General features: G+C 62.9%; 20 protein-coding genes. 14 read left to right on the plus strand and 6 right to left on the minus strand.

Going from position 1 to position 21,208, the window contains the following annotated elements:
• The gene (locus tag C5L13_RS15280; protein ID WP_105384322.1) at nt 1–1,863 is read right to left on the minus strand and encodes an ABC transporter ATP-binding protein; all 1,863 of its coding nucleotides are present in this window, start codon (nt 1,861–1,863) and stop codon (nt 1–3) included.
• A gap of 75 nt (nt 1,864–1,938) precedes the next feature.
• Between C5L13_RS15280 and C5L13_RS15285 the strand changes: the two genes are divergently transcribed.
• A complete protein-coding gene (locus C5L13_RS15285; RefSeq protein WP_105384141.1) occupies nt 1,939–2,157 on the plus strand; it encodes a hypothetical protein in 219 nt (72 codons plus the stop codon).
• Here the strand turns inward: C5L13_RS15285 and C5L13_RS15290 are convergent.
• Nucleotides 2,127–3,980: an ABC transporter ATP-binding protein gene (locus C5L13_RS15290; RefSeq protein ID WP_105384142.1), complete on the minus strand. Its 1,854-nt coding sequence runs from the start codon at nt 3,978–3,980 to the stop codon at nt 2,127–2,129. The genes C5L13_RS15285 and C5L13_RS15290 overlap by 31 nt on opposite strands.
• 384 nt (nt 3,981–4,364) lie before the next feature.
• Here C5L13_RS15290 and C5L13_RS15295 point away from each other — a divergent pair, with 384 nt between their 5' ends.
• From C5L13_RS15295 to C5L13_RS15315, 5 genes are all read left to right on the plus strand, one after another.
• Entirely contained in the window at nt 4,365–4,826 is a 462-nt protein-coding gene (locus C5L13_RS15295; protein ID WP_105384143.1) for a tRNA (cytidine(34)-2'-O)-methyltransferase, read from the plus strand.
• Between the two features lie 139 nt (nt 4,827–4,965).
• Complete coding sequence (locus tag C5L13_RS15300; RefSeq protein WP_105384144.1) at nt 4,966–6,618, plus strand: Na/Pi cotransporter family protein; 1,653 nt, start codon at nt 4,966–4,968, stop codon at nt 6,616–6,618.
• Nucleotides 6,619–6,768: 150 nt separating this feature from the next.
• Nucleotides 6,769–7,266 carry a redox-sensitive transcriptional activator SoxR gene (gene soxR / locus C5L13_RS15305; protein ID WP_105384145.1) on the plus strand — a complete coding sequence of 166 codons (498 nt, stop codon included), beginning with the start codon at nt 6,769–6,771 and terminating at the stop codon, nt 7,264–7,266.
• A 224-nt stretch (nt 7,267–7,490) separates the two neighbouring features.
• Nucleotides 7,491–7,787, plus strand: a complete 297-nt coding sequence (locus tag C5L13_RS15310) for a hypothetical protein (RefSeq protein ID WP_245571279.1) — start codon at nt 7,491–7,493, stop codon at nt 7,785–7,787.
• A gap of 110 nt (nt 7,788–7,897) precedes the next feature.
• Nucleotides 7,898–9,112 (plus strand): hypothetical protein, encoded by a 1,215-nt coding sequence (locus tag C5L13_RS15315; RefSeq protein ID WP_105384147.1) that lies wholly within the window; start codon nt 7,898–7,900, stop codon nt 9,110–9,112.
• Between the two features lie 21 nt (nt 9,113–9,133).
• Here the strand turns inward: C5L13_RS15315 and C5L13_RS15320 are convergent, their stop codons facing one another.
• A complete protein-coding gene (locus C5L13_RS15320) occupies nt 9,134–9,391 on the minus strand; it encodes a hypothetical protein (RefSeq protein ID WP_105384148.1) in 258 nt (85 codons plus the stop codon).
• 172 nt (nt 9,392–9,563) lie between these two features.
• Between C5L13_RS15320 and hemF the strand changes: the two genes are divergently transcribed.
• The 3 genes from hemF to C5L13_RS15335 all read left to right on the plus strand — a co-directional run bounded on the left by hemF (nt 9,564) and on the right by C5L13_RS15335 (nt 11,161).
• Nucleotides 9,564–10,478, plus strand: coding sequence for an oxygen-dependent coproporphyrinogen oxidase (gene hemF / locus C5L13_RS15325; RefSeq protein WP_105384149.1), 915 nt, complete (start codon nt 9,564–9,566; stop codon nt 10,476–10,478).
• 124 nt (nt 10,479–10,602) lie between these two features.
• Nucleotides 10,603–10,875 (plus strand): hypothetical protein, encoded by a 273-nt coding sequence (locus C5L13_RS15330; RefSeq protein ID WP_105384150.1) that lies wholly within the window; start codon nt 10,603–10,605, stop codon nt 10,873–10,875.
• A gap of 94 nt (nt 10,876–10,969) precedes the next feature.
• Complete coding sequence (locus C5L13_RS15335) at nt 10,970–11,161, plus strand: DUF1059 domain-containing protein (protein ID WP_105384151.1); 192 nt, start codon at nt 10,970–10,972, stop codon at nt 11,159–11,161.
• A gap of 19 nt (nt 11,162–11,180) precedes the next feature.
• On the opposite strand, the gene C5L13_RS15340 is transcribed toward C5L13_RS15335, so the two are convergent.
• Genes C5L13_RS15340 through C5L13_RS15350 form a run of 3 tightly spaced genes read right to left on the minus strand, consistent with a single transcriptional unit; the run spans nt 11,181 to nt 13,695 of the window.
• Nucleotides 11,181–12,443: a CCA tRNA nucleotidyltransferase gene (locus C5L13_RS15340; protein WP_105384152.1), complete on the minus strand. Its 1,263-nt coding sequence runs from the start codon at nt 12,441–12,443 to the stop codon at nt 11,181–11,183.
• Nucleotides 12,440–13,075 carry a CoA pyrophosphatase gene (locus C5L13_RS15345; protein WP_105384153.1) on the minus strand — a complete coding sequence of 212 codons (636 nt, stop codon included), beginning with the start codon at nt 13,073–13,075 and terminating at the stop codon, nt 12,440–12,442. The genes C5L13_RS15340 and C5L13_RS15345 overlap by 4 nt, the downstream gene beginning before the upstream one ends.
• Nucleotides 13,072–13,695 (minus strand): DUF1285 domain-containing protein, encoded by a 624-nt coding sequence (locus C5L13_RS15350; RefSeq protein WP_105384154.1) that lies wholly within the window; start codon nt 13,693–13,695, stop codon nt 13,072–13,074. The genes C5L13_RS15345 and C5L13_RS15350 overlap by 4 nt, the downstream gene beginning before the upstream one ends.
• Nucleotides 13,696–13,889: 194 nt before the next feature.
• Between C5L13_RS15350 and C5L13_RS15355 the strand changes: the two genes are divergently transcribed.
• The 5 genes from C5L13_RS15355 to C5L13_RS15375 are packed head-to-tail and all read left to right on the plus strand — an operon-like array spanning nt 13,890 to nt 21,177.
• Nucleotides 13,890–14,903: an AAA family ATPase gene (locus tag C5L13_RS15355; RefSeq protein ID WP_105384155.1), complete on the plus strand. Its 1,014-nt coding sequence runs from the start codon at nt 13,890–13,892 to the stop codon at nt 14,901–14,903.
• Nucleotides 14,904–14,929: 26 nt separating this feature from the next.
• Nucleotides 14,930–15,847, plus strand: a complete 918-nt coding sequence (locus tag C5L13_RS15360) for a DUF58 domain-containing protein (RefSeq protein ID WP_105384156.1) — start codon at nt 14,930–14,932, stop codon at nt 15,845–15,847.
• Complete coding sequence (locus tag C5L13_RS15365; protein WP_105384157.1) at nt 15,844–18,681, plus strand: DUF4159 domain-containing protein; 2,838 nt, start codon at nt 15,844–15,846, stop codon at nt 18,679–18,681. The genes C5L13_RS15360 and C5L13_RS15365 overlap by 4 nt, the downstream gene beginning before the upstream one ends.
• 10 nt (nt 18,682–18,691) lie before the next feature.
• Complete coding sequence (locus C5L13_RS15370) at nt 18,692–20,758, plus strand: hypothetical protein (protein WP_105384158.1); 2,067 nt, start codon at nt 18,692–18,694, stop codon at nt 20,756–20,758.
• A 2-nt stretch (nt 20,759–20,760) separates the two neighbouring features.
• Nucleotides 20,761–21,177, plus strand: a complete 417-nt coding sequence (locus C5L13_RS15375; RefSeq protein WP_105384159.1) for a GNAT family N-acetyltransferase — start codon at nt 20,761–20,763, stop codon at nt 21,175–21,177.
• The last annotated feature ends 31 nt before the right edge of the window (nt 21,178–21,208 follow it).

Raw genomic sequence — 21,208 nt, forward strand, 5'->3', positions numbered from 1 at the left:
CTACTGGGCCGCATCGGCCGCCAGAAAGCCACCCGACTGCCGCGCCCAGAGCTCGGCATAGAGGCCTCCGCGGCCGATAAGCTGGCTGTGCGTGCCTTCCTCGATGATCCGTCCCTTGTCCATGACGATCAGCCGGTCGAGCGCCGCGATCGTCGAGAGCCGGTGAGCGATCGCCATGACCGTCTTGCCGTGCATGAGCCGCTGGAGATTGGACTGGATTGCGGCTTCGACCTCGGAGTCGAGCGCCGACGTGGCCTCGTCCAGAACCAGGATCGGCGCGTCCTTCAGCATCACCCGGGCAATGGCGATCCGCTGCCGCTGGCCACCGGAAAGCTTGACGCCGCGCTCGCCCACATGCGCGTCGAAGCCCCTGCGTCCGCGTTGATCCTCCAGTGCTGCGATGAACGTGTCGGCTTCGGCCTTACGCGCCGCCTCGATCAACTGGTCCTGGGTCGCGTTCGGCCGGCCGAACAGAATGTTGTCGCGGATCGAGCGGTGCAGCAATGAAGTATCCTGCGTCACCATGCCGATCTGTGCTCTCAGCGACTCCTGCGTCACCTTGGCGATGTCCTGGCCGTCGATGAGAATGCGGCCCCCTTCGAGGTCGTAGAAGCGCAAGAGAATATTGACGAGCGTCGACTTGCCGGCGCCGGAGCGCCCGACGATGCCGATCTTTTCCCCAGGCCGGATCGTCAGCGACAGGTTGTCGATCACGCCCCTCGCCTTGCCGTAGTGGAAGCTGACGTTGTCGAACCGAATTTCCGGCCGCTTGACGACGAGCTCGGCGGCGTCCGGCGCATCGACGAGACCGATCGGCTGCGAAATGAGTTCGGCCGAGTTCTGGATCGTGCCGATATTGCGCATGATACTGTTCAGCTGCGTCATCAGCCGGCCGAGCAGGAAGTTCAGCCGCAGCATCAGCGCCAGCGTAAAGGCGACGGCACCGGAGCTGATCAGCCCCGACAGCCAGAGATGCACGCTCATCGCGGCCATGGTGACGATCATCGTGCCGGAGAGGAAAGCCATCGAGGCTCGCACGCTGGTGAGCAGGCGAGTAAAGGCGATGATCGTCTCCTGGAAGGTCTCAAATCCGGACCGCATATAGCGGTCGTTGGCTTCGTCGCGGCCGAAGAGGCGAAGCGTCTGGATGTTGGAATAGGCATCCACCATCCTTCCGCTGATCATCGAACCGGCCTCGGCAGATGCCTTGGAATGCTCGCGGATGCGTGGCACGAAATATCTTGCAAGCACGGCAAAGATGGTAAGCCAGGCAACCACGACGACAGCCAGCCGCCAGTCCAGTTGCGCAACAAGGGCAATCGTCGAAACCGAATAGATGCCGACGAACCAGACGCTTTCCATGAAGGACGTCAGCACGTCCCCCGTTGCCTGGCCCGCCGACCAGACCTTCGTGACGATCCGGCCTGAGAAGTCGTTCTGGAAGAAGCTCAGAGACTGGCGCGAAACGTGGATATAGGATTGCCAACGCACCAGATTGTAGAAACCGGGGGTGATGATCTGCTGGTCGACCAACGCTGTAAACAGCCCGATCAGGAAGCGGCCGATGAAGACGACCAGCGCCATGACGACGAGTTCGGTTCCGTGTTCGGCAACGAGGCCGGACCATCCGTCAGCGGGTTTGGCCGTGTCGAGAATATCGACCAGCCGGCCCACATACCAGAACATCGCCGCTTCAACGCCCGCGGCGAGACCGCCGAGCACCAGCATGGCGAAGAAGGGAAGCTTTGCCTGGCGGACATAAAACCAGACGAAGCCGACGAGACCGACAGGCGGCCTCAGATCGTCCTGCCTCTCGAACGGCTTGATCCAGTTTTCGAAAGTGCGGAAGACCGATTTCAGCATGACCTCGATATAGGCGGATTCCCTCTCCCGGCAAAGGAAAAGCCATGCGGACACCGCTTACATTTTCGTAATGTCATGGTTGCGTTGAAAGATGCGGTGCTGGAACATCCTCGCCTCGGCGAAAGGCTGGCGGAGTCCGCACCGCGCGAGGTCCACCGTCTTTTGATCGGTGACGACGAACGTCGCTACGAAGTTGACGGAGATACGCTGTTCCTGCTGCGTGTCTGGCACAGTCGGGAAAGCGCCTCTGAAGCGGCAGCGGATTACTCCGCCGCCTCTTCTTCCGGAGCGTGATCTCCGAGGAACCCGCCGGACTGGCGGTTCCAGAGGTCAGCATAGATGCCGCCGGATGCGACCAGTTCCTGGTGCGTCCCGGTCTGCACGATCCGGCCTCGGTCGAGCACGATCAGCCGATCCATTTCCGTCAATGTCGAGAGCCGGTGGGCGATCGCGATCACCGTCTTGCCTTCCATCAGCGCGAAGAGGTTTTCCTGGATCGCCGCCTCGACTTCTGAGTCGAGCGCCGAAGTCGCCTCGTCGAGCACTAGGATCGGCGCGTCCTTCAGGAAGACGCGGGCGATCGCGATACGTTGACGCTGGCCGCCCGAGAGTTTCACCCCGCGCTCGCCGACATGCGCTTCGAGCCCCTGGCGTCCCTGCATGTCGGAAAGTCCCTCGATGAAGTCCCAGGCATTCGCCCGCTTGGCCGCCTCTATGATCTCTGCGTCGCTCACCTCCGGCTTGCCATAGGCGATGTTGTCGCGGATCGACCGGTGCAGAAGCGAAGTATCCTGGGTCACCACGCCGATCAGCGAGCGCAGGCTGTCCTGCGTGACCGCAGAGATATCCTGACCGTCGACCGTGATGCGCCCGCCCTCCAGATCATAAAACCGGAGAAGCAAGTTCATCAGCGTCGTCTTGCCGGCGCCTGAACGGCCGACGAGGCCGACCTTCTGCCCCGCCGGGATATCCAGCGTCAGACCATCGATGACGCCCTTGCCCTTGCCGTAGTGGAACCGGACGTTTTCGTAATGGATATGCCCCTTCTTCGCGCCAAGCCTCGCCGCTTCCCGCTGGTCGACGACGTCATGCGGCTTGGTCATCATCGACATGCCGTCATAGACGGTGCCGATGTTTTCGAAGAGCGCGGAAACCTCCCACATCACCCATTGCGACATGCCGTTGATGCGCATGGCAAGGCCGATGGCGATCGCGATGGCGCCGATCGAAATGGCGCTGTCCAGCCAGAACCAGATCGACAGCCCGCCGACGACGAACAGAGCCGCGCAGTTGTAGAAGTAAACGAGTGCCTGGAAGCCCGTCACCTTGCGCATCTGCGCGTGAACGGTCTTGAGGAACACATCCATTGCGTCGCGCGCATAGGCTTCCTCGCGGCCGGCATGCGAAAACAGCTTCACCGTCGCGATATTGGTATAGCTGTCCACCACGCGGCCGGTCATCATCGACCGGGCATCCGCCTGTTCGGCTGAGATCTTTCTCAGGCGCGGCACGTAATAGGCGACGGTCAGCGAATAGACGAGGATCCACAAGACGAGCGGTGCCGCCAGACGCAGGTCGGCGGACGCCACCACCGCGATCATCGAAATGAAATAGGTGACGACATAGACGAATACGTCGAGCACTTTCATCACCGTTTCGCGGATGGCGAGCGAGGTTTGCATCACCTTGGTCGAGACGCGACCGGCGAACTCGTTGGCGAAGAAGGTCATCGAGTGCCTGAGCAGGAAGCGGTGCATCTGCCAGCGGGCGATCATCGGGAAATTGCCCATCAGGATCTGGTGCATGATCAGCGAGTTGAACCCGGCAATCAGCGGCAGCGCGACGAGGACGACGAAGGCCATGAAGACGAGCTTCATCCCTTCTGTCTGAAGGAAGGTCGTCCGGTCGGCATTCGACAGCCAATCGACGATGTCGCCCAGGAACTGGAAGAGCATCACCTCGCCGATCGCGATCAGCATCGTGCAGGTCGACATGATGACGACCCATGGCCATACCGGCTTGGTATAGTGCCACAGGAAGGCCAGGAGGCCGGAGGGCGGCAAGCTAGGCGTTTCATCCGGATAGGGATTGATGCGCCGTTCGAACCACGAGAACATGAAAAAAGCTCCGTAAATCGGACCGCCGTCGTGCCCGGCGGACGCAATGCGGACCAAGGGGCGGACGGTGAAATTCAGGATAGCGCGGCCTTATGCTGGCCACGTAACGAGTCAGAAGGAGAAAAGTTTGCGAGAAACCGCGAAACGCCTAAGCCAGACGAATAATGATCTGGCTGCCGGGGCGCGAGAGCACGGTCATATCCATGTAGGCCTCCGTCGGCTGGCGTTGAAATACGAGTTCCTTCTATCCCGTCCGCGACAATTTGGAAAGGGTAAATCGACACGAACATTACCTCCGCAGCTTTCATGTTGCGCGATCGTCACAGCCATGCCGAGCACTGAAAGCGCTTGTGTCCGATTGCCGATTTCCCGTAAGCACCTGACATGACCATGCTGCGCATCGCCCTTTACCAGCCCGATATCGCCGGCAATACCGGCACGATCCTCAGGCTCGCCGCCTGCCTCGGCCTCGGTGTCGACATCATCGAGCCCGCCGGCTTCGACATTTCCGATCGCAACCTCAAACGCTCCGGCATGGATTATCTGGCAAGCGTCGCGCTTCAGCGCCACGTCAACTGGCAGCGCTTCGACGAATGGCGAAAGGACGGCGGCTCTCGCCTCGTCCTCGCCTCCACCAAGGCCGCCCTGCCCTATACCCGTTTTGCCTTCCAGCCGGGCGACATCCTCCTCTTCGGCCGGGAAAGTGCCGGGGTGCCCGATCACGTGCACGAGGCGGCCGAAGCGCGTATCCTGATCCCCATGGTCGAGGGGCAGCGCTCCATCAACGTCGCCATGTCGGCGGCAATGATCGCCGGCGAGGCGCTCCGGCAGATTAGCTGGAACTAATCCTACACAATTATAGTCATATACTGTCGCGAACGGCACTGTGCGCAGGCGTGCGGCCGGCCTATATTCATTAGCCGGCAACCGATAATTCTCGCCTGTTCGCGCCGTCGCCGGCCGCCGGGGACTAAGGAGCACCCGCATGCAATCGACGATCGTCATCATCAACCTCCTCGGCGCAGTCTCGCTCTTGCTGTTCGGCCTGGCGCAGGTGAAGGATGGTGTGACGAGAGCATTCGGCACCCGGCTCCGCGCCGGACTTGCCACGAGCACCCGCAGCGGCTGGCGATCTTTCGTCTCCGGCCTCGTCGCCACCATCGCGCTCCAGAGTTCTACAGCGACTGCCCTCACCGTCGCCTCGTTCGCGGACCGCAATCTGATCCGCCCGCGAATGGCCCAGATCGTGCTGCTTGGCGCCAATGTCGGCACCGCCGTGACCGCATGGCTGGTCGCCACCGGCATCGCGTGGCTTTCGCCGCTCGTCATTCTCATCGGCCTCGTTCTCCATCGTGGCCGCTCGGGCACGTGGCAAGGCGCCGGTACGGCGCTGATCGGTGTCGGCCTGATGCTGCTGTCTCTGCAGCTGCTTGGCCTCGCGACCGAACCGATGCGCCAGTCGCCCGCGCTTGCCGCGTTCATCGGCCTGCTCGACGACGCCTGGCCGGTCGCACTTGTCGTTTCCGCAGCGCTCGCCTTCGTCTCGTCCTCCAGCCTCGCCGTGATCGTGCTGATCCTGTCGCTTGCCTCGACGGGCATCCTTTCGACGGGGCTGATCATCGTGCTGGTGCTTGGCGCAAATCTCGGCGGCGCCATTCCGCCGGTCGTCGCCACGCTCTCCGGGCCGGCTCCCGCGCGGCGCATTACACTCGGCAATCTCATCGTGCGGGGCATCGGCTGCGCCATCGCGTTGCCGCTCGCGGGTTTCGGCGCCGAGATCATGCAATCGCTGCCGCTTTCGCCCGAAAAGCTGCCGGTGGACGCGCATCTCGCCTTCAACATCCTTCTCGCGTTCGTCGCCTGGCCCTTCTCAGGGCTTTTATCCGACATGACGGCCCGCCTCGTCGCGGCGGATCCGGAAGCCGAAAGCGGACCGCGCTTCCTTGACCCTCAGGCGTTCGGAAATCCCGTCATGGCGCTCGCCAACGCCACCCGGGAAGTGCTCAGTGTAGGTGACGCGATCGAACGGATGCTGATCCGCGCCCAGAACGCCTTCAAGCACAACGACCTTGCGCCGCTTGCGGAGGTTGCCGCGCTGGAGCAGCGTGTGGACAGCCTCCAGCAGGAGGTGAAGATCTATCTGTCGAAGCTCGGTCGCCAGAGCCTCGATGCCGAGAGCGCGCGCCGTTCGATCGCCATCCTCGACTACGCCATCAACCTCGAACACATCGGCGATATCATCGAGAAGGGCCTCTGCGAGCAGGTGCGCAAGAAAGTCTCGAACGGCCTGAAATTCTCCGATGACGGCTATCAGGAGCTGGAAAGCCTTTTCAACCTGACCATCGACAATCTGCGCGCCGCCCAGACCATCTTCGTGACGGGCGACTTCAAGCTCGCCCGCCAGCTGATGGAGATCAAGGTCGATGTCCGCCGCCTCGAGAAGCAATCGGCGGAACGCCACCTTGAACGTCTTCGCGATGGCAGGATGGAAAGCCTTCAGACCAGTTCGCTGCATCTCGACCTGCTGCGCGATCTCAAGCGCATCAACGCCCATATCGTTTCCGTCGCCCATCCGATCCTCGACGACAGCGGCGTCCTGATCGAAAGCCGCCTTCGCCTTGCCGAGCCGCACAACTGAACCGTCAAAGGCGTCGGCCCGCACAGCCGAGGTCTGGTGCGGCGGCGTAGATAAGGTGGTCTTTGTCTTCATCGGACGATGCTCCCGGGGTTTCGCTTCATGGGAGCACCTGCTATAAAACCTCAAGTAATATTGAGGTCAATAGCCGTAATGACGAAAACCCCTGACGAGCGGATTCAGCTGGAACTTTCGGTCGGAGACGTTGCGCGAAGAAGCGGCCTTGCCGTGTCGGCGCTCCACTTCTACGAAGACAAGGGCCTGATCCAGAGCCACCGCAATCGCGGCAACCAGCGGCGTTACCCGCGCTCCGTTCTGCGTCGCGTCGCCATCATCAAGGTCGCCCAGAAGACGGGCGTGCCGCTCGCCGAAATTCGCGACGCTCTCTCCGTACTGCCGCACGACCGGCCGCTCACCGCACAGGATTGGCGGAAATTGTCGGAAATCTGGAAACGCCAGCTTGATGAGCGGATCGCCGGCCTCACGGCGCTGAGGGATCAACTGACCGGTTGCATCGGCTGCGGCTGCCTGTCGATGCAGGACTGTCCGCTTCGCAATCCTCATGACGTCCTCGGCGAAAAAGGCGAAGGCCCGATCCTGCTGGAGGAGGAGAAAACGTCCAGAACCCTGAAAGAGATTGCCACGCCGTAACCGGTCACGATACGCGACTGTTCTCTTCGGCTTAACACGTGTTTGCTAGGGTCAGCCCCTGACACCCGCCGACAAAGGACCATCATGCCTGCCAATTTTCGCACCTGTTTCACAGTCTGTCGGCCCTTGCCCTTGCGCTGGTTGCGATCCCGGCGTTCGCGCAGGAGGCGGATCATTACACCGCTGTGAGCAATACGGCGATGAGTGTGACGGGAGACGTCTGGATGGACGATTTCAGCATCAGGTTCGAAAGTGGCGGGTCCCTCGCGTTCTCCGATCTCGTCGCCGATAACTTCAGGGTCGACGGGAAACGCGTGCCCGCCTCGGTATATCGGGTGGAGGATCCCGCCGATCCCGAACTTGAAAACGGCAACCAGCTCTGCGGCGCCGGCGACGTCACCTATGTCGCCAACTGGGCAGCGGGCGACGGCATGTCGGCGATTGCCGTCTTTACCGGAAAGAGACCACCGAAAAGCAGCGACGAGATGTGCGCGCTCTATACCTACGAAGATCCTCAATAAGCGGTCTTGCTATCGCACCGCAAAATTGCGGTTGGCACTGCAGCATGTTTATGAGAAGCTCTGGCCATGAATGCCTGCCACGAACGAACGGCGACCCGAAAGAGGCCATCATGTTCCCCACCGCATTCACCCACAACATCACGCAGTTCGCGCGCATACTCAGCCTGCCTGAGCGCCTGCAGAATACGCCGCTTCGCAATCTCTCCCTCGAAACCTTGCGGCGGCGCAATACGACGCTCGATTCCCTTTTCTACGACATCAAGACCATCACGCCCGAAGAGGTGTTCTATATCAGCGACTCCCTCGCCGCCGAAGGTGCGATCCTGATCGTTCCGCCCTCGGACGGTCCCCTGCTGAAACTTTACGATACGCTCGACGAATTCATCAGCGGCGGCGGAGACAAGATCGATATCCTGGCCGTGGCGGGCGTGGGAAGTTCCGCCCTCGGTTCTGCGGCCTTCGCCCGCAACGTCGCCAACGCTGCCGGACAGCCCGTGGCCGTCGTTGTTTCCGGCTACGGTCTTGCCGATGTGGCGACGGAAGCGCTCGGCGGTTACTTCCTGTTCGGTTACCTTAACCAGATCCGGCATACCTTTGAAATTCTGGACGAATTTTCCGGACGACCGAAATTTGGGGCCGCACCGCGCCTGGACCCCGAGCGGCTCGCAAGTCGCAGCCTGGACACCCAGACCGTCAGGGCGATGCTGGGAGATCCCCGCTTGTCCTTCCGCCTGCTGACCGGTCATTCCAAGGGAAACCTGGTTCTGTCGGAAGCCCTCTACGACCTTGAGGAAACTGACGCGCCTGCTGCCGAAAAACTTGCGCAGGAGGCCAAGATCGTCACGTTCAGCGCCCGTATCGCCATGCCGCCTCTGTTCAGGGATGTGGTGGACGTGATGGGCGGGTGGGACTGGTTCGGCGAGATCAATTCCCGCACCTTCATTCCCAATGATGAAGTGGTTCCCCAGGCCTGGCATCACACCAATACGGAACTTCCTGGCCATCTTCCCGTGACGGCAGTCCTGCGCGAAATTCTGGCTCGCGTCGAAATTCCTGAAGAGGTTGTCCAGCCAGCCGCGGTCGCTTCGGAGGCGGCGCACCCCGAACCTGACCAAGCGGCGATACCGATAGCTCCGGAGCCTGAAGAGCCCCCGTCTGCCTCGTCGGTCGAAGAGCAACCTGAGGATCAGCCTCCCCTGGAAGCATCTCCGACGGAGCCGGAACCTTCCTCCCCCGCGCCATTGGTCGCGGTCGCTCCCGCACCGCCTGCGACGACGCGCCGGGCGCCGCGATCCGGCAAACGTCCGGGTTCAAAGGTCAGATAATCCGGAAAGTCTGCCGGCCGCTCAATCTGCGCTCGGCAGCCGCCGCATTGTGAACTCGATGCGGTCGCCGTCGAGTTGGCGCCAGCTTTCCACTTCGGTCCAGTATGCGGCCTTTGGAAATTCATCGAACCACTGCCGCGCTTTTTCGCGTGCCTCCTCACGGGACAGCTGGAAGGTTTCCCGTACGAACATTCCCGAGCGCTCGCCGGCTTTCTCCTGCCGATGGCGTTGGATCCTGCGTCTCAGCCCGTCGAGCGGCGGTGGTGTGAATTTCGCCATGAGAGCCTCTCATCCGCACCTGTCTGAAGCTCAGGATAATGTTCGGGGACACTCTTTGCGAGTCTCATTTTCCACCCGCGAGAAGCAATGGAATGGCTCGCGAAAGTTATAGATGCTAAAGGCCAGCGGGAAAATGCGAATCGCGCCAAGGAGATGGCGAGAGGACTGCGACATGGAACGGCCGGAACTGCCCAAGGGCTTGCCCGAGGATATCGAAGAGAAGAAGGCTGCCGCCAGGGCGTGGTTCGAAAGCCTGCGTGACACCATCTGCATCTCGTTTGAATCGCTTGAGGACGAGCTCACAGGACCTCTTTCCGATCAGGCGCCGGGCCGCTTCCAGCAAAAGGACTGGCAGCGCGACGAAGGCGCTGGCGGCGGCGGCAAGATGTCGATGATGGAAGGCCGTGTGTTCGAAAAGGTCGGCGTCCATACCTCCACCGTCTTTGGGGAATTCTCGCCGGATTTCCGCAGCCAGATCCCCGGTGCCGAGGAAGACCCGCGCTTCTGGGCGTCTGGAATTTCGCTGATCGCCCACCCGGTCAATCCCAATGTGCCGACTGTCCATATGAACACCCGAATGGTGGTGACGTCGAGCAACTGGTTCGGGGGCGGAGCCGATCTGACCCCGGTGCTCGATCGCCGCCGCACCCAGACAGATCCGGACAGCACGCTCTTCCACCGGGTGATGGAGATCACCTGCACCCGCCATGGAGCAGTGGCCGACTACGGCCGCTACAAGGCCTGGTGCGACGACTATTTCTTCCTCAAGCACCGTAACGAGCCGCGCGGCATCGGCGGCATTTTTTTCGACTGGCTGCATTCCGAAGATGAGAAAGGTGGCTGGGCAGGCGACTTCGCTTTCGCTCAGGATGTCGGACGGGCCTTCAATCTGGTCTATCCAAAGATCGTACGGTCCAATTTCAACAAGCCCTGGACGGAAGAAGACCGCGACGAGCAGCTCATCCGCCGCGGCCGTTATGTGGAATTCAACCTGCTTTATGACCGCGGAACGATCTTCGGGCTGAAGACCGGCGGCAATGTCGACTCCATCCTGTCGTCTCTGCCTCCGGTTGTAAGGTGGCCTTAGATATCCGGTGTCTCCGATATCCGCAGCACTGCCTGCGACCGAATATCTCGTCCTTGACAAATAACATATGAAATCTGTCTCACTGGTGCTAGCTTCCTTGCGGTTGCACCGGGAGGAGGATGCGATGACTGCATCAAATAGCATGCCAATGCCAAATGCGTCCGATGCAAAGGACGCGCTCCGATCCATAGACAGTCCCGAAATAATCGAACGGCTCGCGACAGAAATGCGGGTGAAAAGCGGCGGCGAACTGCCCCACGCCTTCTGTGTGGAGCAGGTGAAGCGTCAGCTTGCGGGCAAGGCCTACGAAACCGCGCCAGCCAACGACCAGCCCGCCCGGCACAAGACCTCACAGGAGGCCTCGGTCTTCGAGGCCTGGGCCTTGTGTGACTACTAGCGGGAACGCCGCAACGGGTTCCGAGTTATCGCACTAAGGCGGGCAGACGGAGGAGAATTCTCTCTGCCCGCCGAGGACAACAGGAGGAGACGTCATGCGACTGTTCGAATGCGGAACTCTCGTGCCTGGCTGCCAGTGGCATACCCGCGCCGAGGAAGATGCCGAAGTCGTCCGCCGCACCGTGGAGCATATGCGCACGGCCCATGGCGAAGAGATCATTCGTGAAAACATGGTAGAAAATATAAAGGCGCGCATTCGCAACGACGATGGCGCCGCCGCGGCCTGATCCACGGCGTTACAAGGCGTTAGAAGGATTCGCGGATCATCTCCCCGAGCCGGGCGGCAAGGGCTGCCCGGTCGGGGGTGAAATTGCGTTCCATCCAGAAATCTTCGAGTGCACTTAGGATTTCGCCCACACGTTTTCCCGGCGGCACTCCGGCGGCAACGACATCTGCGCCGCCAAACGGGAAGGTAGGCTTCCGATATTTCTCGGCCCTTTCGAGAAGCGTCGACAGGCGCGCTGACCTGCGCATTCCCGCCGTGTCGCCCTGCGCTCCCGCCCGTGCCAGGGAAAGGCCGAGCTTGAGCCGCATTTTGACGCCCTCGGTCCCGTGACGGTAGAGCAGCCGGTCGAAAACGATATCGGTCACATCATCCGACGGTACAGGCGCATTCGCCCAGCCCGTAAGCCTCGCGCCCTCGGCTTTCGACATCCTGAGGCGCTGTGCGAGCCCTTCCAGGCGCTCCGCATCCGGAGGCACGATCGCCGCGAGCCTGAGTATCGGATCGGGTGCCCAGCCGAGTGCCTGCTCGGTGGCGACGAGACCATGAATACTGTCGATCCCCCATTTTTCCGTTTCCGGCAGGATTTCCGTCAGTACTCCGACCTGCCGCATCCAGAGCAGTGCGCGCGAGGGATCGGCAGCGGAAAGCAGTTTTTTGGTTTCCGTCCATATCCGCTCCGCCGAAAGCGCGGTCAGCTTGTCCTTGGCTCGCGCGCAGGCCCTCAGTCCTTCCGCATCCGGCCGGCCGGAACCGTAGTGAGCGAAGAAGCGGAAGAAGCGCAGGATGCGCAGATGGTCCTCGGCGATCCTTTGCGCCGGGTCTCCGATGAAACGGACCATCCGCGTCTCGATATCGGCCAGACCGTCGACAAGATCGATCACCTCGCCGCGCGCATCCGCATAAAGCGCATTGATCGTCAGGTCGCGCCTTTCCGCATCCTCCTGCCAATCGGTCCCGAAGGCGACCTTGGCGCGCCGGCCGTCCGTTTCGACATCGCGCCGCAGGGTCGTCACCTCGAATGCGTGGTGGTTGGCGACGAGCGTCACGGTGCCATGGTCGATTCCGGTCGGCACGGCCTTGATGCCCGCCTCCATCGCCCGTTCCACCACCTGCTCCGGCAGAAGCGTGGTGGCAATGTCGACATCGGCGACCGGCAGCCCCATCAGCGCATTGCGGACCGCGCCGCCCGCAACCCGAGCCTCGCCGCCATCGCCATTCAGCAGCTCGAGCACACGTTGCAGCGCCGGGTCCTGAAACCAGGCCTCATTGGCAACCGAGGTCATGCATAGAGCCTTTCGTAAAGCGTGCGGAGAATGCCGGCGGTTATGCCCCAGATGTTCCGCTCCTCATAGGGCATCAGATAGAAATGCCGCTCATGCCCATCCCACACGCGGCTGCCGCGTTGATGGTTCGCCTCGTCCATCAGGAACGACAGCGGCACCTCGAAGACATCGTCCACCTCCGTCGGATTTGGCTTCAGGTCGAAACCGCGTCTGACAAGCGAAAGCACCGGCGTGATGCGAAACCCGGTCGCGGCATAATAGGTCGGCAAGCGGGAAAGCGGCTCCACGAACGAACGGTCGAGGCCGATTTCCTCCTCCGCCTCGCGCAGCGCCGCCTGTTCCGGCGAGACGTCTTCCGGATCGATCGCTCCGCCGGGAAAAGCAATCTGGCCCGAATGCTTCCGTAGAGTCGATGTCCGTTGCGTAAGGATGACCTTGGCCTCGTCGCCGTCGTCCACGACAGGCACCAGCACGGCAGCGTCCTTCAGTTTCAGGCCGGACGCGAAATCCACCAGTCCGGGATTGAGAAGATGGTCGCCATGATCGCGCCAGGCATGATCGACCGGGCCGCCGTTCTGGTTCAGAGCCCGCCGGCGGAAATCCTCGGCGGAATAGGGAGAAAATTCGTTCATCGCGCCAAGGCATCCAGTTCCGCGGCCGGCATCACGGGAAAGGTTTGACCGGCCGAACGTACGGAAAACATTTCAACACCGTCCACCACAACCGTCTCGCCGAGCTCCACAAGGTCGTACATCACAGCCCGCGACACCAATGCCTCCAGCCGGCCGCGCACCAGCAGATAGGGTTTGAGTTCGCGATTTTCGCCCGAAATCTCGAAGCGGATCGGATGGTCTGCTCCCGCCTCCACCACGTCACCGACATTGGTCCTGAACGTGAGGACCTGATTGCCTTCACGCTGCGTGACCTGCATCTCGACCGCCAGGAACGGGGCGTCGGCGATCCGGATGCCGACCTTTTCCACAGGTGTTACGAGATAGGTTTTGCCGTCCTCGTCCTTGCGCAGGACCGTCGAGAAGAGCCGCACCAGCGGCGCCCGGCCGATCGGAGTTCCCATGTAGAACCACGTCCCGTCGGCACGGATTTCCATGTCTATATCGCCGCAGAAGGGCGGATTCCACCTCTCCACCGGCGGCAAACCGGCTTTCCCCTCGCCCTTCTGTTCCGAGGCGCGCGAAATCAGGGCTGCGAGCCCTGCCGCATCGGATGCGGAATTTATCGTCTGCGCCGCCATCTTTCAGTCCCGGTTCGTCCGTAATCAATCACTGAAGCAAATCTCCCTCACGAGATAGTCATTCGAAACGAGCTTGTCAGCCATGTTTCGGGGAATAAGTTTGATCAGATGAGGTGTGTGCTGCGACGCAGCGATTCGCCGCCGGCCGCCGACGGCTCGGTTGAGCCTGCCGGTTCTGGATGATGGAGAACGACATGGGCATGATGAATTCCACCGAAACAGTCCTGGACGAGAAAGCCATCATCGCAGCCGCCGAGAACGCGCTTGCCGATATTGCCGCTATTCGCACCGAAGTCGCCAAGGTGATCTTCGGACAGGAAAAGGTGGTCGAAAATACGCTGCTCGCGGTGCTCTCCGGCGGCCATGCCCTGCTGGTCGGCGTGCCGGGCCTCGCCAAGACCAAGCTGGTTACCACACTCGGCGCCGTCCTCGGTCTCGATTCCAACCGTATCCAGTTCACCCCGGACCTGATGCCGTCGGACATCCTCGGTTCGGAAGTGATGGATACGAGCGACACGGGCCGCCGTTCCTTCCGTTTCGTCAAGGGCCCGGTCTTCGCCCAGCTCCTGATGGCCGACGAAATCAACCGCGCCTCGCCGCGCACCCAGTCGGCGCTGCTGCAGTCCATGCAGGAATATCACATCACGGTTGCCGGCCAGCGTTATGATCTGCCCGGGCCTTTCCACGTGCTCGCAACGCAAAATCCGCTGGAGCAGGAAGGCACCTATCCGCTGCCGGAAGCGCAGCTCGACCGCTTCCTCCTGCAGGTCGACGTGCTTTATCCGGAGCTTGCCGCCGAACGGCAGATCCTGCTCGAAACCACGGGACTTTCCGAAGCAAAGCCGCGCGGCATCATCGATTCTGCCCGTCTGCAGGAGATCCAGGTGCTCATCCGCCAGATGCCCGTGAGCGACAAGGTGGTGGACGCGATCCTGTCGCTGGTTCGCTCCGCCCGCCCGGGACACGGCAATGCCTCTACCGACAAGCATGTCGCATGGGGTCCGGGCCCCCGCGCCGGCCAGTCGCTGATGCTGACCGCCCGCGCCCGCGCCCTCTACGAAGGCAGGTTGGCGCCTTCGCTCGACGACGTCTACGCGCTCGCCGAACCCGTGCTCGAGCACCGCATGGCGCTCACCTTCGCGGCACGGGCAGAAGGCATGTCGGTACGCGACGTGATCGGCGGCCTGGTGAAGCAGGCGCGCGGATAGCCTCCGTCGGGTCAGAAAGGACAATCGTGGCATCCATCGGCCAGATCGTAGAGCAGACATCCAGCAGCGAAGTTCTCTCCCGCGCCCAGGCGCGTGCCATACTGGTTCCTGACTGCATGGTGGAGGCAAAACGCATCGCCAATACGGTGATTGCCGGCTGGCATGGACGCCGCAAACGCGGCATCGGCGAAAATTTCTGGCAGTTCCGGCCCTATGCGGAGGGCGAAAGCCTGTCGCGCATCGACTGGCGGCGTTCCGCCCGCGACGACCACACCTATGTCCGCGACCGGGAATGGGAGGCTGCCCACACCGTCTGGCTCTGGGCCGACATGTCCCCGTCGATGATGTACAAGTCGACGCTGGCGCTGGTCTCCAAGGAAAGCCGCGCGCTGGTGCTGATGCTGGCGCTCGCTGAAATCCTTGCCCGCTCCGGCGAGCGCATCGGATGTCCGGGCATCATGGAGCCCGTTTCGGCGCGCAATGCCGCCGAGCGGCTCGCCGCCGCCATCATGCACGCACCGCTGACCACCGGGCTTCCGGACACCGCCATGATCCGCGGCCATAGCGATATCGTCCTGATCGGCGATTTCCTGGACGACGCCGATACGGTGATGGACCGTATTACGCCGCTTGGACGCCGTGGCCTGCGCGGTCACCTGGTCGAGATCGCCGATCCTGCCGAAGAAACCTTTCCCTATGCCGGCCGCACCGAGTTTACCGATCCGGAGACCGGCGAAAGGCTCGTCTCCGGCCGCGCGGAAATGATCCGCGAGGACTATCAGCGCGCCTATCTCGCCCGCCGCATGGCCCTTGGCGACGGGCTGCGCCGGCTCGGATGGAGCTTCGTCTTCCACCGGACCGATCACCTCGCTTCCGAAGCGCTCGTCGCCGTGCATGGCTACCTCTCCGGCCTGCCGGCACAGAAACCGGGAGGCAGGGCATGAGCGGATTGATCTTCGCAAACCCCGCCATTCTCTTCGGCCTTCTCTCGCTGCCGGTCATCTGGTGGCTCCTCAGGCTGACGCCGCCGCGCCCGAAGACGGAGGTGTTCCCGCCGCTGAAGATCCTGGCGAGCGTCCTGAAGCGTGAAGAGACGCCGTCGAAGAGCCCCTGGTGGCTGACCCTCCTTCGCATGGCTCTTGCCACCGCCGTCATATTGGCGATTGCCGACCCGGTGATGAATCCGCGCGTCAATTCGCTGAATGCCGATGGGCCACTGGTTCTCGTTGTCGACAATGGCTGGGCGAGCGCCACCGATTGGGAACGCCGCGTCCAGACTGCCAATCTTCTGGTCGACGATGCAGAAAGCGCCGACGTGCCGGTGTCGATCGCCTTTACGGCCGACCCCAGTCATGACGCCGTCCCCGGCACCGCCGCCGCTGCCCGCGAAAAACTCGCTGCGGCCCGCCCGAAGCCTCTGGTTCCCGACCGCGTCCGCGCCGCCGAGGCAATAAGCGAAGCGATGAATGGAAACCGTCCCGGCACGCTCGTCATGGTGTCCGACGGCGTGGCTGCCCCTCAGGATGCCGAAGCCCTGTCGGTTTTGGCTGCGCTTTCGCCGGCCCAATTGCGCCTCATCGAAGGCGACGGCCGGAGCGCCGTTGCAATCACCGACGCGGTCAACAACGCCGGTGCCATGTCGGTCACGGCCACCCGTCTGACGACCGGAGCGCCGCAGCAGTTGGCTGTCAACGCGCTGGACGCCCAAGGCCGGGCGCTGGCTTCCGGAACATTCGAGTTTGCGGCCGGTGCCGCGACCGCGACAGCGGAGATCGCCTCCCCCTTCGAGCTTCGCAACGACTTTGCCCGGCTCGGCCTCGACGGACTGGCAACCGCCGGCTCGGCTCACCTGCTCGATGACGGCTTCAAGCGCCGGCGCGTCGCGCTGCTGGCCGGCGAGAGCGGCAGCGATTTCCAGCCGCTCCTCCAGCCGCTCTATTACATCAGCCGGGCGCTGCAGCCCTATGCGGACGTCATCCAGCCGAACACCGCCGATCTGTCCGTTTCCATTCCGCAGATCCTCGAAGGCAATCCTTCCGCCATCATCCTGGCCGATGTCGGCCGCCTGCCGGCGGAAACCTATGCGCCGCTGCAGCAGTGGATCTCCCGCGGCGGCACGCTGATCCGCTTCGCCGGACCCCGCCTCGCAGCAGCCCCTTCCGATGACCCGCTGGTTCCCGTCATTCTCCGCCAGGGCGAGCGCGCGCTCGGCGGCGCCATGTCCTGGTCTGAACCCCAGCCGCTTGCAGATTTCCCGAGTTTCGGTCCTTTCGCCGGCATGCCGCGGGCGGCTGATATCACCGTCACCCGGCAGGTTCTTGCCGAGCCGACGCCCGATCTTGCCGAGCGCACCTGGGCAAGCCTTGCCGACGGCACCCCCCTCGTCACCACCAAGGAGGTCGAGGCCGGCCGCATCGTCCTCGTTCACACCACCGCCGAGGCAACCTGGTCCAACCTGCCGCTCTCCGGCAATTTCGTGGAGATGTTGCGCCGCCTCGTGCAGATCGCCCGCGCCGGTGGCGCTGCGTCCTCCGGCCCGGCCGCGGATGGTGCGGCAGCGACCTTGGCGCCTTATCGTCTCCTGACCGCGGACGGCATCCTGACCACCGAAACCGGAACCGCACAGCCGATCTCGGTTGCTCCCAACCAGACCCCGGTCGCGAGTTTCGATCATCCGCCCGGCCTTTATGGCACGGAAGACGGTTTTACGGCCGTCAACCTGCTGGCTCCGAAAACCGTCATCGCACCCTTCGATATGGCGCCCGCCGGAGCGGCGGTGGCGCGCGAAGGGCTGGCGGGCGGCGAAGCCATTTCGCTCCGCCCTGCCCTGTTTGCCGCAGCCTTCGCGCTGCTGGTGCTCGACAGCTTCGTCGTGCTGTTCATGAACGGCGCCTTCGCCCGCGGTGCGCGGCGAAATCGCGGCGCAGCGGCTGCAGCGATTGTCGCGGCCCTCGCCTTCGGCCTCTTTGCCTTTATTCCCGGCCAGACGATGGCGCAGGACATGCCGCCGGGTGCGGGGACGAAACCGGGTGACGAACAGATCCTCGAGCGGCTGGACACCACTCACCTCGCCTATGTCGTCACCGGCGAGGCCGACGTGGACAACCTGTCGGAACAGGGGCTGGAAGGGCTCAGCCAGTTCCTGACCTATCGCACGACGCTCGAACCCGGCGCGCCGGTCGGGCTGGATATCACCAAGGATGACCTGTCCTTCTATCCGATCATCTACTGGCCGATTTCCGCCAATGCGCCCATGCCCTCGCAGGCCGCGATTTCGCGCATCGACGCCTATATGCGCAACGGCGGCACCGTTCTTTTCGACACGCGCGACCAGTATTCCGCCCTGGACGGCGGCGGGACGACGCCGAACGGCGAACGCCTGCAGGCGATCCTTGCCAATATCGACATACCGCCGCTCGAGCCGACACCCGAGGATCACGTCCTCACGCGCTCCTTCTACCTGCTCACCAATTTTCCCGGCCGCTACACCGGTAGCCCGCTCTGGGTCGAGGCACGGCAGGAGGCGAGGAATACCGGCGCGCAGTTGTCGTCCTCGGGCGACGGCGTCACGCCGCTCCTCATCACCGGCAACGACCTCGCCGGCGCCTGGGCCATCGACCCGCAGGGAGCGCCCGTCTTGCCCACGGTGCCGCCCGATGAGATGCAGCGCGAATACGCCTATCGCGCCGGCGTCAACATCATGATGTACATGCTGACCGGCAACTACAAGGCCGATCAGGTGCATGTGCCGGCCCTCCTCGAACGGCTTGGCCAGTAGGGAGCAACGGATGACCATCGAATTCGCCCCCTTCTTCTCCTGGCCGGTACTTACAGCTCTCGGCGTGCTGGCGCTCATCCTCGCAAGTCTCGCCTTCTGGCGCGGCGTGCGCGGCGCCACACTCCGCACGCTTGCGCTTGCAGCCCTGCTTTTGGCGCTCGCCAATCCGACTCTGATGCAGGAAGACCGGGAACAGCTCTCGACCATCGTTCCGATCATCGTCGACCGTTCGCAAAGCCAGGAGACCGCGCAGCGCAAGGAGCAGACCGACGAGGCTCTCGCGAGCCTCAGTGACCGGTTCTCCCGTTATCCGCGGATCGAGACGAGGGTGGTCGACGTCGCCGACGACGAAAATTCGGATACGCCGTCCACAAGACTCTTCACCGCCCTGCGTTCGGCCATTTCCGACGTGCCGCCGGCACGCATCGGCGGCGCGGTCTTCCTGACCGACGGCCAGATCCACGACCTTCCCGGCGTCAATCAGGATCTCGGCTTCAACGCTCCCGTCCACGGCCTCATCACCGGCCAGCCGGACGAGTTCGACCGCCGCGTCGAGGTGGTGCGGGCGCCCCGCTTCGGCATTGTCGGCGAAGAGCAGGAACTGACGCTGCGCGTCTTCGACGACGGCCGCTCCGGCAGCAGCGCCGCCCAGGTGACCGTGCGGATGAACGGCCAGCAGATCGCCACGCTTCAGGCCCGAACCGGCATCGAAACGCCGTTTCCCTTTACGGTTCCGCGCGGCGGCAACAATGTCATGGAGTTCTCGGTCGCCGAACTGCCGGGCGAAGTCACGACCGCCAACAATCGCGCCGTCCACGTTATCGACGGGATCCGGCAGAACCTGCGCGTCCTGCTGGTCTCGGGCGAACCGCATGCGGGCGAGCGCGCCTGGCGCAACCTCTTGAAATCGGATGCCTCGGTCGACCTCGTCCATTTCACCATCCTGCGGCCGCCGGAAAAGCAGGACGGTACGCCGATCAACGAGCTGTCGCTGATCGCCTTCCCCACCCGCGAGCTTTTCGTCGAAAAGATCAAGGATTTCGACCTGATCATCTTCGACCGCTACAAACATCGCGGCGTGTTGCCGATCCTCTATTACGATTACATCGCCCAGTATGTGCAGAACGGCGGCGCGTTGCTGATCGCCGCAGGCCCGGAACATGCGGGCGAAGATTCGATCGCCTCGACCCCGCTCGAACAGGTTCTGCCGGCCGCACCGACCGGAGAAGTCCACAGCGCAGCCTTCTATCCCCATCTCTCGGAAGCGGGGCAGAAGCACCCCGTCACCCGCGGCCTGGACGGATCGGATCAGACGCCACCCGCCTGGGGCCGCTGGTTCCGCACCATCGACGTCGATACTCCCCAAGGCCAGACGGTTATGGAAGGGGACGGCAACCGCCCGCTTCTCGTGCTCAACCGCCAGGGCGAAGGCCGCGTCGCCATGCTGTTGTCCGACCAGGGCTGGCTCTGGGCGCGAGGCTTCGAAGGCGGCGGGCCGCATGTCTCGCTCTACCGCCGCATCGCCCACTGGCTGATGAAGGAACCGGAGCTTGAGGAAGAGGCATTGACCGCCCGCGCCGTCGGCCGGACGCTGGAGGCGACGCGCCAGACGATCGGCGACGATCCGGGTCCCGCCAGGGTCCGCTATCCTTCCGGTCGCACCGAAACGATGCCCATGACCGCTTCCGGCCCAGGCGAATACCGGCTGGAGCAGCGGATGGACGAGACCGGCCTTTTCGAGGTCACCAATGGCGAGTTTTCGACGCTCGTCCATGTCGGCACCGTCGATGCACCGGAATTCAAGGCGATGATCTCGACCGAGAACACGCTGAAGCCGTATGCCGACAAGACCCACGGCCTTGTCACACGGGTGGCCTCCGGGGACGGAATTTCGCTGCCCGGCATCCTGCCCGTGCGCGGCGAAGTGCGCGTCAACGATCCCGACCGGATGGTGATCCGCATGACCGACGAGAGCGTGCTGCGCGGCATCAATACGCTGCCGCTGTTTGCCGGCTTTGCCGGCCTCTCCGCCCTCCTCTTCGCAGTCGCGGCCATGTGGTGGCGCGAGGGGCGCTGAGCATGGCCGATCTTGAACTGACGTCCGAGCCCTCCCCCGAGGATCTGTCGGTGATCCTGGAGGGGTTGACTGCCTTCAACGAAGGCGAAGTTGGCGCAGCGGAACGCCAAACGCTTGCCGTACTGATCCGCGATCCGGACGGAAAGGTGATTGGCGGTCTCTCAGGCTACACGTCCTGGGGATGGTTGTTCACCCAGCTGCTATTCATCCCGCATTCGCTGCGGGGCAAGGGCATGGCAGGCAGACTGCTTCAGGAAGCCGAGGAGGAAGCCCGCCGCCGGGGCTGCCATGGCGCCTGGATCGACACTTTCAATCCCATTGCTCTCAAGGCTTATGAGCGTCACGGCTACGAGAAGTTCGGCGAGTTACCGGGCTTTGTGACGGGGCGAACCCGTACCTTCCTTAAAAAGGCGCTTTGAGTTATTCCATCCGCAGGATTTCACGCGGAAA

It is taken from the genome of Neorhizobium alkalisoli (assembly GCF_002968635.1).
In the GTDB taxonomy this organism is placed as follows: Bacteria; Pseudomonadota; Alphaproteobacteria; order Rhizobiales; family Rhizobiaceae; genus Neorhizobium; species Neorhizobium alkalisoli.

Bases quoted from the DNA above. Each gene is read 5' to 3' on its own strand.
- C5L13_RS15310 (WP_245571279.1), top strand. From the start codon at position 7,491: ATGGACGATTTCAGCATCAGGTTCGAAAGTGGCGGGTCCCTCGCGTTC.
- C5L13_RS15375 (WP_105384159.1), top strand. From the start codon at position 20,761: ATGGCCGATCTTGAACTGACGTCCGAGCCCTCCCCCGAGGATCTGTCG.
- hemF (WP_105384149.1), top strand. From the start codon at position 9,564: ATGGAACGGCCGGAACTGCCCAAGGGCTTGCCCGAGGATATCGAAGAG.
- soxR (WP_105384145.1), top strand. From the start codon at position 6,769: ATGACGAAAACCCCTGACGAGCGGATTCAGCTGGAACTTTCGGTCGGA.
- C5L13_RS15350 (WP_105384154.1), bottom strand. From the start codon at position 13,695: ATGGCGGCGCAGACGATAAATTCCGCATCCGATGCGGCAGGGCTCGCA.
- C5L13_RS15345 (WP_105384153.1), bottom strand. From the start codon at position 13,075: ATGAACGAATTTTCTCCCTATTCCGCCGAGGATTTCCGCCGGCGGGCT.
- C5L13_RS15280 (WP_105384322.1), bottom strand. From the start codon at position 1,863: ATGCTGAAATCGGTCTTCCGCACTTTCGAAAACTGGATCAAGCCGTTC.
- C5L13_RS15370 (WP_105384158.1), top strand. From the start codon at position 18,692: ATGACCATCGAATTCGCCCCCTTCTTCTCCTGGCCGGTACTTACAGCT.
- C5L13_RS15355 (WP_105384155.1), top strand. From the start codon at position 13,890: ATGGGCATGATGAATTCCACCGAAACAGTCCTGGACGAGAAAGCCATC.
- C5L13_RS15330 (WP_105384150.1), top strand. From the start codon at position 10,603: ATGACTGCATCAAATAGCATGCCAATGCCAAATGCGTCCGATGCAAAG.
- C5L13_RS15365 (WP_105384157.1), top strand. From the start codon at position 15,844: ATGAGCGGATTGATCTTCGCAAACCCCGCCATTCTCTTCGGCCTTCTC.
- C5L13_RS15340 (WP_105384152.1), bottom strand. From the start codon at position 12,443: ATGACCTCGGTTGCCAATGAGGCCTGGTTTCAGGACCCGGCGCTGCAA.
- C5L13_RS15290 (WP_105384142.1), bottom strand. From the start codon at position 3,980: ATGTTCTCGTGGTTCGAACGGCGCATCAATCCCTATCCGGATGAAACG.
- C5L13_RS15285 (WP_105384141.1), top strand. From the start codon at position 1,939: ATGGTTGCGTTGAAAGATGCGGTGCTGGAACATCCTCGCCTCGGCGAA.
- C5L13_RS15315 (WP_105384147.1), top strand. From the start codon at position 7,898: ATGTTCCCCACCGCATTCACCCACAACATCACGCAGTTCGCGCGCATA.
- C5L13_RS15320 (WP_105384148.1), bottom strand. From the start codon at position 9,391: ATGGCGAAATTCACACCACCGCCGCTCGACGGGCTGAGACGCAGGATC.
- C5L13_RS15300 (WP_105384144.1), top strand. From the start codon at position 4,966: ATGCAATCGACGATCGTCATCATCAACCTCCTCGGCGCAGTCTCGCTC.
- C5L13_RS15335 (WP_105384151.1), top strand. From the start codon at position 10,970: ATGCGACTGTTCGAATGCGGAACTCTCGTGCCTGGCTGCCAGTGGCAT.
- C5L13_RS15295 (WP_105384143.1), top strand. From the start codon at position 4,365: ATGACCATGCTGCGCATCGCCCTTTACCAGCCCGATATCGCCGGCAAT.